We start from the raw sequence: 13,014 nt of genomic DNA, 5'->3' as shown, positions 1-13,014 counted from the left end.
TCGTCCGCGTAGTAGATGTCGGTCATGTCGCCCTCCCACGAAGTCGGACTATCGGCGGTTCCGATCGTCCGGACTCCACTCTGAACTCAGCCGAGTCGCGGCGTCGATTACCTGGGAGGTCATGGAACCGGGTCGTTCACTGGGACAGACTTGTCCCATGACGACGAACACCGGCACCGCCGCCTCCGTTTCTGTCGGCGCACTGCTCCGGCAATGGCGCATGCATCGGCGAGTGAGCCAGCTCGAGTTGTCCAACGAGGCCGCCATCTCCACCCGCCACCTCAGTTTTGTGGAGACCGGGCGGTCCCAACCCAGCCGGGACATGGTGCTGCGGATTGCGGAGCACCTCGAAGTCCCCTTGCGGGACCGCAATCAATTGTTGATGGCCGCCGGCTTCGCGCCGCGCTACTCCGAGAATGACCTGGATTCTCCCGGAATGGCATCGGCTCGGACTGCGGTGCGCGAGATTCTCGCAGCCCACGAGCCGTACCCGGCCCTGGCGGTGGACCGGATGTGGAATGTGATCGAGACCAACGCTGCGGTCGGTGTCCTCACCCAGGTCGTCTCCCCGGATCTACTCGCCGAGCGACCACTGAACGCGCTGCGCATGACGCTGCATCCGGAGGGTATGGCACCTCACATCGCCAACCTCTCTCAGTGGCGCGCATTCGTGCTCGGCGGACTTCGTCGGAGTGCGCTGGCGTTCGCTGACAACGAGATGCTCTCGCTACACGATGAGCTGGCCGCCTACCCCCACCACGGTTCCGACGACCGAGAGCCGACCGACACCGATGCGAATCCCGTGTATGTTCCGCTGCTCGTACAGGTCGGCGATGCGCGTCTGTCGTTCCTGGCGATGATGGCAACGTTCGGAACCGCTCTGGATGTCACCTTGTCCGAACTGGTCATCGAGACGTTCCTTCCCGCTGACGCCGCCACCGCCGCTTACCTGGCGCGTCACGGGGTATGAGCTAGAGCTCCCACTTCACGGGTTGGGAGATGACGTCGGCCAGGTAGCGGCGGTAGTACCGGGCGGAGCGGTCGACGAACACCTCCATCCCGGCCTCGGCCGCGTCCCGGTCACGGGGATTTCGAGCCGGAGAAATACGAGGACGACTACCAGCTCCAACTCAATGAGCTCATCGAGACCAAGGCCGCCGGGGGAGAGGCGTTCACGGCCGAGGAGCGCGAAGAGGCCAGCGACGATGACGGCGACGACGAGGTCGCCGATCTGCTGGCTGCCCTGCGGGCAAGTGTGAAGGACCGTGGCGGCGACGCAGACGACAGCGACGACGAAGACGACGACGACGAGGACTCCGGCTCCGGGAAGAAGTCGTCGGCCAAGAAGAGCAGCTCGAGCTCGGCGAAGAAGACCCCGGCCAAGAAGACGGCGGCGAAGAAGACTCCCGCCAAGAAGTCGACGGCCAAGAAGACCACTGCTCGAAAGGCGCCCGCCAAGAAGTCTGCCTAGCTCCCACCGACAGCCGCGCGCCCCAGAATCATCCTGCTGCGGTATATCCCGTGCGGATGATTCTGGAGCGCGCGGTTGCATGCGACGGCCGCTGGCGCGTAGTGACGTCAGCTCCACTTCTCCACGAACGCCAGGGTCGCGGTGTTGGCGGTGTCGGGATCCGAGGCTGTGAGGAAGTGCTGGCCGCCGTCGACGATCTGTAGTTCGGCGGAGGGGGAGTTGGTGAACCGCGTGATGCCGTCCTCGGCGTTGGCCACCGAGTACACCTGGTCGGCGGTGCCCTGGAGCCACAGCACCGGGCAGGTGACGCCGTCGAGTCGGGCCTCGAGGCCGTCGCGGTCGCGGAGGTTGATGCTGGCGGTGCGCAGGCGGTGCCGGCCGTCGTCGCCGCGATAGTTGGTGCGGTAGGTCTCCAGCCAGAACTGCTTCTCCGCGTCGGAGACGTTCTCGCCGAGGCCGGCGCCGAGGACGCCCAGGACGAAGTCGTCGTCGACCACCCAGTTGTAGCCGACGGGGGCCGCCAGTGCGTCGATCGCCGGGCTGCAGAAGTCGGAGCCGTCCCAGCAGCCGCGCTCCATGCTGGCCTGGCTCTCGTAGTCCATCGAGGTCCCGACCACGACGATGCCGCGGATCGCGTCGGGGTCGAGCAACGCCATGCGGGTGACGATCCAGCCGCCCTGCGAGGTTCCCAGGGCGAATGCCGTGTCGATGCCCAACGCGTCGAGCACCTGCAGGTTGGCGATCGCGCTGTCCCAGTAGGTGAAGTCCCGGTATCGCGAGCGGGTAGCGCCGTGGCCGTACGGCTCGATCGCCAGCAGGTTCATCCGTGAACTGAGCGTCTCGTCGGCGAACTGCGGGCGGTACAGCTCGACGGAGGTGGTGAACGAATTGGACATCACCAGGGTGGGCAGGGAGGGATCGTAGTCGCGGCCGAACCGGTAGCCGATGGTCGAGCCGCCCAGATGCGGGATGTCGATGGTCTGCGTGGTCATGGTGGTCCTTCGTGAGGGGTATACGGAGGTGTTCCTCGACAATAGGACGCGATCGACTCACACTGCTGACGAATCAACAGGTTGGTCGGGCCCGTCTGTGCGCGCTGTGGGAGACGGAGGCCCGCCCTGACGGGCCTTGATTCGTTAGGCAAGCATACAAACCTGACAGTTGTGTAGTAGCCACTCTGCGGATAATGTCGCTGGTAGTCGGCGGCGAAGCCTTATCCCCCCTCGAGGTGTCGCCGGCTCCGCAACGGTGCGGACTACGCTGACCGCCTTTGGTCGCGATCCTTCATCGTGCGCGACAGAGTCGCCGGCGGCCGCGGGCTCCCCCTCCGCGGCCCCGGCGACTCAATCGTCTTGGGCTTACCACAGGGCTCTCAGCTTTCGTTTCACGCGAGAACTAGCTGCGAAACCAGCGCCCACGGAGGCAAACCACCTATCAGCTTTCTGCGCAGTGCCCCGTCGGTCCACCACTCCCGGCGGCGACGTTCCGCGACGCACGCACCCTCAACACGCGGGCTTGATGAATGCCTTGAGGTAGCCACCCGTCTCGTGTAGCAGGGCGTCCTTCCTCGATTTAGACAGTGGCCGGGGCGTGTCGGTCACGTAGACGGGCCCGTCGAAGCATTGCTCGAAGTACATTCGCACCCGCGACACGTGGCCCCAGTAGGTGACCACCAGCAGTGAGCTGTACCCGCGCTCGCGGGCTATGCGGGTGGCGGCGGTGGTTTCACCCTCGGTGGTGTCCACGTCGGGGGCAAAGCACTCCACGTCGATCCGACGACCGTCGCGGGCGAGCACCGGGGTGGAGGCGCAGTAGGAGTCGATCGCGGCGGCGTAGCGGCCGGTGGCGCTCCGCGGCTGGGAGACGAGGATGCGGTCTCCCACGCCCTCTTCGGCGAGGCTGCGGGCGTAGACGTAGCGGTCGTCATTGGCGCCGGCGACGACCACGATCGCGTCGACGCGTTCTGGCCAGTCGACCTGCGGAAACAGCACGGCCCGCGCCGCGGTCAGACCCGTGACAAGCAGACCCACCACCAGGACGAGCGCCAGCACAACGATGATGCTGCGGCGTCGGGAACGTGGTCTCACGGATACAGGCTACGGAGGCCTTCTGGACCGGGGGCACCGGCGTCCGGGTGCCCCGAGCCCCCGTCTGTCGCGTACTCATTCCATGCGATCCATCCGGAAGGGCGAGGAGGTTCTCCGACATCGCTAAGGCCTACGAGTCCGAGGACGGGGAGATGGTCATCCTCACCAAGGAAGACCTGGCGAGCCTGCCGGTAGAGCAGTCCCACGAGATCGAGGTGACCGAGTTCGTCCCGGCGGACCAGGTGGATCCGGTGGCCTTCGACAACGCCTACTTCCTGGAGCCGGCGTCGCGGTCGAACCGGGCGTACGTGCTGATGCGCGAGGCGCTGGAGTCGACGGACCGGTTGGCGATCTGTACGTTCACCCTGCGTAACCGGGCGCGGCTGTGCGCGCTGCGGGTGTACAAGGACGTGCTCATGCTGCAGACGTTGCTGTGGCCGGATGAAATCCGCCCGGCGATCCTGGAGGGCCTGGACAAGGAGGCGAAGGTCCGGCCGCAGGAGGTCAAGATGGCGGCGTCGCTGATCGAGACGATGGCGGCGCATTTCGAGCCGGAGAAGTACGAGGACGACTACGAGAATCGGCTCGAGGAGCTCATCGAGGCCAAGGCGGCCGGGGGAGAGGCGTTCACGGCCGAGAAGCGAGAGGAAGCCTCCGACAACGACGGCGACGTCGGGAAGAGGCTTCCACCCCCGGCTGTGGGCTATCAGGGTGGCGGCAGTGGATTCAACTTCGGTGGTGTCGACGTCGGGAGCAAAGCACTAGATCTGGATGCCCCGGCCATCGAGTGCGAGGACGGGCGCGGCGGCGCAGGTGGACTCGAGAGCGGTGGCGGGTCGCCCAGAAGACTCGCGCGGTCAGTTCACAAAGATGCGGTCCCTCACCCCATTCTCAGCGTGATGCCGGGCGAGGACGGACCGGCCGTCCCTAGCCCCGCCACCACTACTATTGCGTCGACTGGCTCGGAAAAGATGGCCAAGGGGTGGAGCTCCGCGCTGGCGCCGGACACGCCCGCAATCGCCGTACCAGCAGGGAAGCTGTCGTGACAACAAGTGTCGGCCAGTGGCGACGGAATCGTCGTCTCACGGGGATAAGACCACGTATCGCGACTGAGAACGAGTAGAGATGGAGCGGGCCCGCCGCGTGACCCGTTTCGGTGAATCCATGTTCATCGTGTGAACGACCAGTGTTGAGGCGGCCCGCAGCAAAGTAGTGTCATCGTTTGACCCGATTCGCCTCCGCTGAAGCGGGTCGCTTCTGTGTGACTGTCTAAAGGAAAGGACCCTGGAGTGGATCTGCGGGACCTGTTGTCCGTACTCCGAGCCCGCTGGATCGTCATCGTGGCTACAACGCTCATCGGGGGTCTCTTGGCGCTAGGGATGAGCCTGCTCACCCCCCCGAGCTACCAAGCGAAGGTCCAGTTCTACGTGACCGTCGCCGGCGGGGATTCCGCTGCGGCGGCCTACCAGGGTTCACTCGGCGCTCAGCAGCGGGTGCAGTCCTACGCTGCACTCGTCAAGAGCACGGACATCACTCAGAAGGTAGTGGATGCTGCCGAAGCTGATCTCACCGCAAATCAGGTGGCGAACGCTGCCGCAGCCACTGCCGACGCCAAGACGGTTCTTCTCAACGTTTCAGTGACGGATTCCGACCCCCAACGCGCACTGCAACTGGCGCAGGGCTTCGGCGAAGTCCTGCCGGAGGCAATCAACCGTCTCGAGACCCCGGATAGCGGAGGACCCGCACTGGCCAAGCTCACCGTGGTCAACCCTCCCGCTATGCCTACAGATCCCGTGGCACCTAGGACCGAACAGAACGTGGCTATAGGACTCGTCTTGGGTCTACTTGCCGGCGTTGGTGTGGTCCTGCTGGTCAACACGCTTGATCGCAGGGTCAAGTCGATCGAGCAGTTGGAGGGACTCGTAGGCAAGCCCGTTGTGGGTTCGATTCCGTTCCGTAAGAACGAGGACAAAGAGAAGGGTGCCGAGCACATCGTCCCTTTCCGTGAAGGACATTCGCCGGCGGCGGAGTCCTTCCGGCGCCTTCGAACCAACCTCCAGTTCCTCAACGTGGACAACCCGCCGCGAGTCTTTGTGATGACCTCGTCGGTAGCAATGGAGGGCAAGTCCGAGACTGCCGTCAATCTCGCGTTAGCTCTCGCCGAGTCGGGTAGTCGAGTCCTACTGGTCGAGGCGGACCTCCGCCGGCCACGAGTGGTTAACTACATGTCCATGCCGGACAAGGTAGGCCTGACCAATATTCTCTCCGGCCAGGCCGAGTTCGCCGATGTGGTGCAAGAGACGCGACACGACGGAGTCGATTTGCTGGCGTGCGGTCCACTGCCGCCCAACCCTTCAGAGCTCCTCGCGTCGGAAGTCTCGCGACAACTCTTCGGAAACCTGCGCAGCGAGTACGACTACGTGATCATTGATTCTCCACCGTTGCTTCCTGTGACAGACGGTGCTCTCCTCGCCAGGATTACCGATGGAGCCTTGCTAGTGGTGCGTTCACATCGCACGACTAGCGACCAGGTCGCCCAAGCCGTGGATAACTTAGAGAAGGCCGACGCAACTCTTCTGGGCATGGTCACGGTGGCAACCAAGCCCGCCAAAAAGGGTTCTAGCGCCTACTACGACTCGTACTACTACTCGTCCAAGTCCTCGACAACTGAGGGGACCTAAATGTTCACTTCAGTCGAGAGCACTCGTTGTTTTAGGGGGGACTTGAGATGACCAAAGGTACTCGCTTTGGAGAGGATAGAAAACTGAGCCGTCAATCTATCAGGCTTGGCACTTCGCAGTGGATTGTCGTGGATGCCGTCTTATGGACAGCGATGTTCATTGTGGCGCTATGGATGCGATTCGATTTCTTAGTGGACGAGCTCGCTCGGTCTCTGGGGACGGGACGCTTCTATTTGCTCCTCGGCGCACTGATCGCGCTGACCTGGGTCGTCGGGTGGCTGTCAGGGCTATATCGCGGGAGATACGTACCCGGCAGCGTGCTGGAGTCAAGTGTCGTGACCATTGTCTTTGCCACTGCTGCAATTGCTGTGTTCCTTGGTCACATTCTGACCGGACAATACGACGGAGTGCCCCGGTCGACGCCCATCGTAACTGGGGCATTTACGATCCTTGGCGCACTTGTCCTCAGGTCACTGGTGCGACGGAAGAGGTTGTTCGGCGCGGGGGTGACCAAGGACGCGGAGCTCGCACTCGTGTTCGGCGCGGGGGACGGCGGCCTCCAGCTCGTAAGGCAACTGCGACGTTCTGAGGTGTCTCAATTCAACCCGGTGGCGATACTGGACGACGACGTCAGCAAGCGCCACATGGTGATCGAAGGCGTCCGCGTGCACGGTGGGCGCGACGAACTCGAAGAAGTCGCCAAAAAAACCAGCGCCACCACCTTACTTCTTGCGGTTCCGAGTCTGCCTAGCGAGGAGCTTATCAATATTCGCGACCGGGCAGAGGCTGCTGGCCTGCATGTTCTGGTCCTGCCCCCGCTCGATTCCATGATGAGGGGTCGGGTTGCTGCCGACGAGCTTCGTGAGATCAATGTAAACGACCTTCTGGGCCGTAAGCCAGCGCAGCTCAATCAGACGCAAATTGCGGAATATTTGCGTGGCAAGCGAATCCTCGTGACCGGCGCTGGCGGCTCGATCGGGTCAGAATTGTGCCGCCAGATAGTCAGGTTTAGGCCAGCAGAACTGATGATGCTCGATCGCGACGAGTCGGGGCTGCACTCAGTCCAGCTTTCCATCCAGGACCAAGCCATGCTTGATGGGGACGACACAATCCTGGGATCTATCCGAGATCGCTGTTCCATGATTGAGGTGTTCGCCAAAAGGAAGCCGCAAATAGTCTTCCACGCCGCAGCGTTAAAACACATGCCACTGTTGGAGCAGTATCCACTCGAAGCGTTAAAAACCAATGTTCTAGGTACTCTTAACCTCTTGGAGGCTGCGGAATTGGCCGGAGTCGAAACATTCGTTAATATCTCAACCGATAAGGCGGCGAACCCGTGTTCTGCTCTCGGTACCAGCAAACGGATTGCTGAGCGACTAACCGCGAGCAAAGCGCTAAATAAGCTGGAGAGTAAGTATGTTTCCGTGCGGTTCGGCAACGTACTGGGTTCTCGAGGGTCCGTCTTGACGGTCTTCGAGAAACAGATAAAAGACGGAGGGCCTATAACAGTCACGGATCCGAACGTCGACCGGTTTTTTATGACCATTCCAGAAGCTTGTCAATTAGTATTACAAGCGGCGGTCGTGGGTGAAACAGGCGAAACGTTAGTCCTAGACATGGGCGAGCCAATCAAGATTGCAGAAGTCGCCAGAACACTGATCGAGCAGTCCGGAAGAGATATCGAAATAATATATACTGGTTTGCGGGCGAACGAAAAGTTGTCAGAGGAATTATTCGACGACTCCGAAGAGCTCCTTCCCGAAACTAGGCATTCCGCAATCTCAGTCGTCCGCGTTCCGCAGTATAACTGCCAAAGAAACGAACTCGAGCAGCTATCCACACACGACCAAGCTAGAACTTGGTTGAAAAACGCCGCCTACGCCTCAAATAAATCAACCTGATGCTAGCTGAATTCACTATGTTGGAATGTATGAAAATTGAATCCGCCGCCATAGCGTTTATAGGTAAAGCCCCCGAATCGCAAACATGGATCTTTCGATTTGGGCCCGTGAATGGAGAGATCCTACCGACTCGGACAGGGCGAACATTTCGCAGCGGCATGCAGGCATGATGACCCAGGCGGGGGGTAGACACGTGGCCCGCGACAAAACGTACTCTCGTTCACACAGCCGCCACTCGGTGCTCGACATCGTCGTGATGTTTTTACTTGCAGCGGCCTTTGTGCTGCTCAACAATGGACCGGTATATGTTGTAGCGGCGGCCGGCGCTGTGCTCCTCTTTCCGCTTTTTGGAAGATCACTAGTTCCTTTGTTCGTCGTGGGTCTTTCCATGACCGACGAGATGCTCACCGCCCCAGGATTGCCGCTACCTCGCTTTCTGCTATTCCTCGCGCTCTATGCTGTCGTAATGGCGATCTACGGTATCAGCCGCTCGGGCTCCCTAAAGATCGACGTACCGATGGCCCTCATTGCTATGGGCATTGGAGTACGGTTACTTATATCTCCGCCCCCAAGCAATGCTGCAGTGGCGGCAGCGTATGGACTTCTTGTCGTTCCTCTAGGTTTAGCGATCTTGTATCCCGCGCTCACGGTCGAGACTAATGATAGAAGCTATCGGCTTGAGGCGTTTGCAGCAGGAGCCATCATCAGTGTTGGTGCCGGGTTAATAAACGCCTTTCAGGCCGTTGGAAATGATTACGAAGCTTATTCCGCTGCGCGGATATTTGAATCCTCGATTGGATCGAGCAATAAAGCTGCTGCAGTTGCCGCAGCGGTGGGATTTCTTATCATCGGAATGGCTGGGAAGCATCGGCGAGCGCGATGGCTAATGTACTTAATGGCCACGCCGTTTCTTGCTGCGCCCATAGTGTTTGCGTCCCGGGGACCACTTGTAGCGTCAATAGTTGTCGCTGTAGTAGCTACTTTGTTTGCTGGACGCGGTTTAGTCGGCAGAATGGGGTTGGTGATAGCGGCTACGAGCCTAGGGTACCTGATAGTTGTTGGACGAATCATGCCGGACTTGCTGGTGCTGAACCGTTTTCGAGATTCTGCTAGCGGCGGAGATTTTCTTTCCGGAAGGATTGACATATGGAAGTATGTCTGGAGCTTGATTCGAGAGCGACCGATCTTCGGTTGGGGACCTGGCGGTATAACCGCAGACCTGTTAAGTAGCGGGCACACCGCGTACCCGCATCAGTTTGCGTTAGGTCTCGTGGTCCAAGTGGGGATTGTGGGAGTCGTGCTCTTAGGCTGGGCCCTTTATAAGTATGTTCCGCGTGAATGGGATCAACTTACTCCCAGCTTGCTATTTTTACTCGTTGTCTCGATGGTGGAGCCAGTTCTGTCTACGCCCGGTGCCGCGCCCTTAGTTGTTGTCCTTTTTGCATTATCTGCGTCTAGCGAAAGAGAGACCCTATGAATGTCGGAATCGCGATTGTATATTTCGAAGGTATCGATGAGTTTCGCGAGACTTTGGACTCTATTCCTTTCGAACTCGCGAAAATCGCAGTGTGCGACGCGTCCGTAAAGTCGGAAGCGCGTGCCCTGGTCGATATGCGCGAGGATGCGATATGGCTCGACTGCAGCAGGAATGGCGGATATGCGTGGGCAGTCAACAAAGGAATTGGGCAACTTCTGGGCGATATAGATCATCCGTGCGACGTGGTGATTATCTCTAACCCTGATGTGGTCTATTCCGAAAGTAGTCTTCGGGAGCTTGTGGCGAACGTTACCCGACTCGGGGGCGTGCACTTTCCGCTCCAGACTGATTGCTCCGGATCGACGTTGGGGCATTCATTGCTGCGCGGCTTAAGCCGCTGGACCATTGTCGCAAACTGGCTGGTACCTGACTCCTTTCGCCAAAACACACTTCGAACCGAGCTGCTAACCGCGGCCGTTCGACGACGTGAGCCAGTTCGAATGCCGGCTAGTCTTTCTGGGAATGGGGCATGCATCGCTGTTGATCGTTCTGCATGGGAAGCGATTGGAGGTTTCAATGACGGGTTCTTCTTGTTTGCCGAAGATAAAACGTTTACATACCGAGCGCATTCTCTTGAGATTCCCGTTTACCTCGCCGGCAACGCGTCCGTAGTCCACGAGGGAGGATTTAAATCTCGGGGGATGTCAGAGTTTCAGTTAATTGAGTATATTGCCAGCGAGAGAATCGCCTGGAAATCTATGTGGAAAACTCCGTTGATGTATTTGTACGTCGCGCAATTGTTGGGCCTATCTTTGCGGATGATATCGAGCTTTTCTAACTCAGTTCCTACTATGCGCGAAGTCTACAAGAAAGTACTCGTGAAAAGTGCACGGAATAGGCTCTGCGAGGGTGACCTTCGAGGCGCAGACGGAGTCCGGGTATCTACGTTAAGTGCACTTGACGAAAAGGAAAGAAGATGACCTCGAAGTTCTCGAAGAAGAAAAAGAAGAAGAAGCTGTTGATTGATTTGCAATCAATGACGTCCAGCCAACAGCCGACTTTGAGCAAAATCCTCGCAATAGGTGGACGGGTTGCTCGAGGACTAAACAACCGCGCGCTTATGGGTGATTTGTCGCGGCTAGTAGCTACTGGAAATCTGGTAGTGGGCCGGGGTAGCTATGGCCTGCCATTGATATCGATTTCTAATCCGTCTGACCAGGTTTTTATCGGAGACTTCTGCTCTATCGGTCCAGAAGTTAGAATGATACCGGGGGGGGAACATAACTTGGGAGCGATCAGCACGTTTCCGTTTGCTGTCCGGGCTAGGACGGAGGCGTTTGATAGTGAAGTAGACAAAAAAGGCCCGATTCGCATTGGGAATGACGTGTGGATCGGCGCTAGAGCGACAATACTATCTGGCGTGACGATTGGCCACGGAGGAGTGGTGGCTGCCGGAGCATTAGTGAACCGCGACGTATTGCCTTTTGAAATCGTTGGGGGTGTTCCCTGCAGGAAACTTGGGTTTCGTTTCACAGGTTCAGATGCATCGAAAATCCTTGCTACTCAATGGTGGCTACTTTCTGACGAAATGCTAACACCGTTGATTCCGCTTCTTTCTCGAAGCGATGTCAACGAGTTCTGTGAAGCGGTTGAGCTAGCGCGGCGAATCGCGTAGCGGAACCGACCTATTGAAATAACGCCTAGCGATATGTAGCGACGGGGTATTGCCCGATGGACGGAGTAGAGCTTTTGATTTCCAGACTGCCAACTGTGCTCCGTGCATCCGCTCAGAGTTTTATTGCTCGTGTTGCTGTTGCCCCATTTGTAGCGCTGATGACGTTGACAACCGCTGGTCTAGTAGTTCGCGAACTTGGTTCTGATGGATATGGTCTTTACGCAATAATCATCGGGCTGGTTATCATATTACCTTTTTCCGACCTCGGTGTGGGTGCAGCCTTGATGGACGCCACCGCGAGAGCGAATGAGCTGCCCCAAGATATACTTGGTATCGCTAAAAGAAGTCTCACTGTGCTATTCGCCGTATCTAGCATCCTCTTGGTAGTTGCTTGGTCGATGGTGCCATTTTCTGGATGGTCCAGATTGCTCGCGGGCGGTCAGGGTGACGTGGATATCGCCGCTGCTGTCGCGTTAAGTGTATTCGCCGCGCAACTGCCGTTGTCCCTGGGCGCACGGGTGCTTACCGGTCTGGAACTCAACTTCGTCGCCATACTCTTTCAGGCTTTGTCTCCCACCTTGGCGCTAGCTGTGACGGGAGTTTCGATATGGTTCGGTGCCAACGCGGTCATTCTTTCAACGGCCCCGTTCATAGGTATGGCACTTGCGAACTTGGGTGCTAGCACGTTCGCTATCCGGCGATTAGGCCTAAATCTCATCCCCTTTGGGCGTGCTTTGCGTGAGTCTAGCGTCCCTGCTGCTGGTATCGTGCGGGTTGCTGGCCCTATGCTGATTATCACGATGGCGCTTCCAGTCGCATATCAGTTTGATCGATACATTCTGGCGCACGTGTCTGAACTGTCCGAGGTGGCGCAGTATTCTCTGGCTTACCAACTCTACGCCCCATTGGTGGGACTTGTCGCGAGCACGGCTACTGCGCTTTGGCCTTCGTTTATTAAACACTCGGATCAAGCAGATCCGACCAGAACGCTTTTGTCTGTAATGCCGGTTTTTGCTGTGCTTGGAGCATTAGTTGGAGCGGCACTGTTTCTCTTTGGCCGACCAGTTTCCTCTCTAGTCTCTGGCGGCGAGATAGTCTTAAGGCTAGACGTTCTTGGGACATTTGCCTTATTTTTGTTTCTGCAGTCGGTCTCTTATCCACTTGCGACATTCTTAACGCTACCTCGGGAGCTACGCTACCAAGCAATATGGCATGTTGTTATGGCTGTCGCAAACGTCTCGATTACTGTGGTTGTTTCACTGCAGTTTGGAGCTGCAGGTCCTATGGGAGCATCGCTCATTGCGGTGTTCCTATTCTTGTTTGTTCCGCAAGTGTATTTGGTCCGATCGCGTCGAAGGTATATGGTATCGGCGCGACCTGGCACGGCTGAGGGTTAATCTCAAGTGGCCGCGTTACGCTCTCTTTAATTAGTACGAAGAGCCTTCAGTTTTGTTTTAGCATTAATCATCGGGCCGGCCCGTAATAGGTACTCGGAGAGATCACGGTCCCGTGCGCTGTAAGTTCGCGGGACATCTGGTCGACCCCGAATCGCGACTTGTACGCGTCGATGTAGTCGGCGATCAGGAGAGTCGGCGGTCGAGCTCTCTGGGGCTACGTGCATGGCGCCGACTACTACGCCGGAGGTGGTCGATGAGCCCCGTAGATGCCGAGACCAAAGGATATTAGCTGGAAGAACATGTTGGCCTCTGCGCGGTTGAGTGG

At 58.5% G+C, this 13,014-nt stretch carries 11 protein-coding genes; 9 read left to right on the top strand and 2 right to left on the bottom strand.

Annotation, left to right across the window (positions count from 1 at the left end; genetic code table 11):
• Positions 1 to 157: 157 nt before the first annotated feature.
• Together G6023_RS01645 and G6023_RS15840 are read left to right on the top strand one after the other, a co-directional pair.
• Positions 158 to 970 (top strand): helix-turn-helix domain-containing protein, encoded by an 813-nt coding sequence (locus tag G6023_RS01645; protein ID WP_182633919.1) that lies wholly within the window; start codon positions 158 to 160, stop codon positions 968 to 970.
• 285 nt (positions 971 to 1,255) lie between these two features.
• Positions 1,256 to 1,471 carry a hypothetical protein gene (locus tag G6023_RS15840; protein ID WP_241727604.1) on the top strand — a complete coding sequence of 72 codons (216 nt, stop codon included), beginning with the start codon at positions 1,256 to 1,258 and terminating at the stop codon, positions 1,469 to 1,471.
• 107 nt (positions 1,472 to 1,578) lie between these two features.
• Here the strand turns inward: G6023_RS15840 and G6023_RS01635 are convergent, their stop codons facing one another.
• Together G6023_RS01635 and G6023_RS01630 are read right to left on the bottom strand one after the other, a co-directional pair.
• Positions 1,579 to 2,463, bottom strand: coding sequence for an alpha/beta fold hydrolase (locus G6023_RS01635; protein WP_182633918.1), 885 nt, complete (start codon positions 2,461 to 2,463; stop codon positions 1,579 to 1,581).
• Positions 2,464 to 2,973: 510 nt separating this feature from the next.
• Positions 2,974 to 3,558, bottom strand: coding sequence for an ElyC/SanA/YdcF family protein (locus tag G6023_RS01630; RefSeq protein WP_347570696.1), 585 nt, complete (start codon positions 3,556 to 3,558; stop codon positions 2,974 to 2,976).
• Here G6023_RS01630 and ku point away from each other — a divergent pair.
• From ku to G6023_RS01595, 7 genes are all read left to right on the top strand, one after another.
• Positions 3,549 to 4,604 carry a non-homologous end joining protein Ku gene (gene ku / locus G6023_RS16325; RefSeq protein WP_472986411.1) on the top strand — a complete coding sequence of 352 codons (1,056 nt, stop codon included), beginning with the start codon at positions 3,549 to 3,551 and terminating at the stop codon, positions 4,602 to 4,604. The two genes, G6023_RS01630 and ku, sit on opposite strands and share 10 nt — an antisense overlap.
• 243 nt (positions 4,605 to 4,847) lie before the next feature.
• Complete coding sequence (locus G6023_RS01620; protein WP_182633917.1) at positions 4,848 to 6,239, top strand: tyrosine-protein kinase domain-containing protein; 1,392 nt, start codon at positions 4,848 to 4,850, stop codon at positions 6,237 to 6,239.
• A 47-nt stretch (positions 6,240 to 6,286) separates the two neighbouring features.
• Complete coding sequence (locus G6023_RS01615; protein WP_182633916.1) at positions 6,287 to 8,140, top strand: polysaccharide biosynthesis protein; 1,854 nt, start codon at positions 6,287 to 6,289, stop codon at positions 8,138 to 8,140.
• Positions 8,141 to 8,378: 238 nt separating this feature from the next.
• Positions 8,379 to 9,617, top strand: a complete 1,239-nt coding sequence (locus G6023_RS15835; protein ID WP_182633915.1) for an O-antigen ligase family protein — start codon at positions 8,379 to 8,381, stop codon at positions 9,615 to 9,617.
• A complete protein-coding gene (locus G6023_RS01605) occupies positions 9,614 to 10,597 on the top strand; it encodes a glycosyltransferase family 2 protein (RefSeq protein WP_182633914.1) in 984 nt (327 codons plus the stop codon). Before G6023_RS15835 ends, G6023_RS01605 begins: the two co-directional genes overlap by 4 nt.
• On the top strand, positions 10,594 to 11,292 hold the full coding sequence (locus G6023_RS16105) for a CatB-related O-acetyltransferase (RefSeq protein WP_182633913.1): 699 nt from the start codon (positions 10,594 to 10,596) through the stop codon (positions 11,290 to 11,292). The genes G6023_RS01605 and G6023_RS16105 overlap by 4 nt, the downstream gene beginning before the upstream one ends.
• A 56-nt stretch (positions 11,293 to 11,348) precedes the next feature.
• Positions 11,349 to 12,689, top strand: coding sequence for a lipopolysaccharide biosynthesis protein (locus G6023_RS01595; RefSeq protein ID WP_182633912.1), 1,341 nt, complete (start codon positions 11,349 to 11,351; stop codon positions 12,687 to 12,689).
• Positions 12,690 to 13,014: the final 325 nt, after the last annotated feature.

The sequence above is a fragment of the Dietzia sp. DQ11-71 genome (assembly GCF_014144995.1).
GTDB lineage: Bacteria > Actinomycetota > Actinomycetes > Mycobacteriales > Mycobacteriaceae > Dietzia > Dietzia kunjamensis.
Note: the sequence above shows the minus strand (reverse complement) of the source record. Positions and strands in the feature narration are given on the sequence as shown.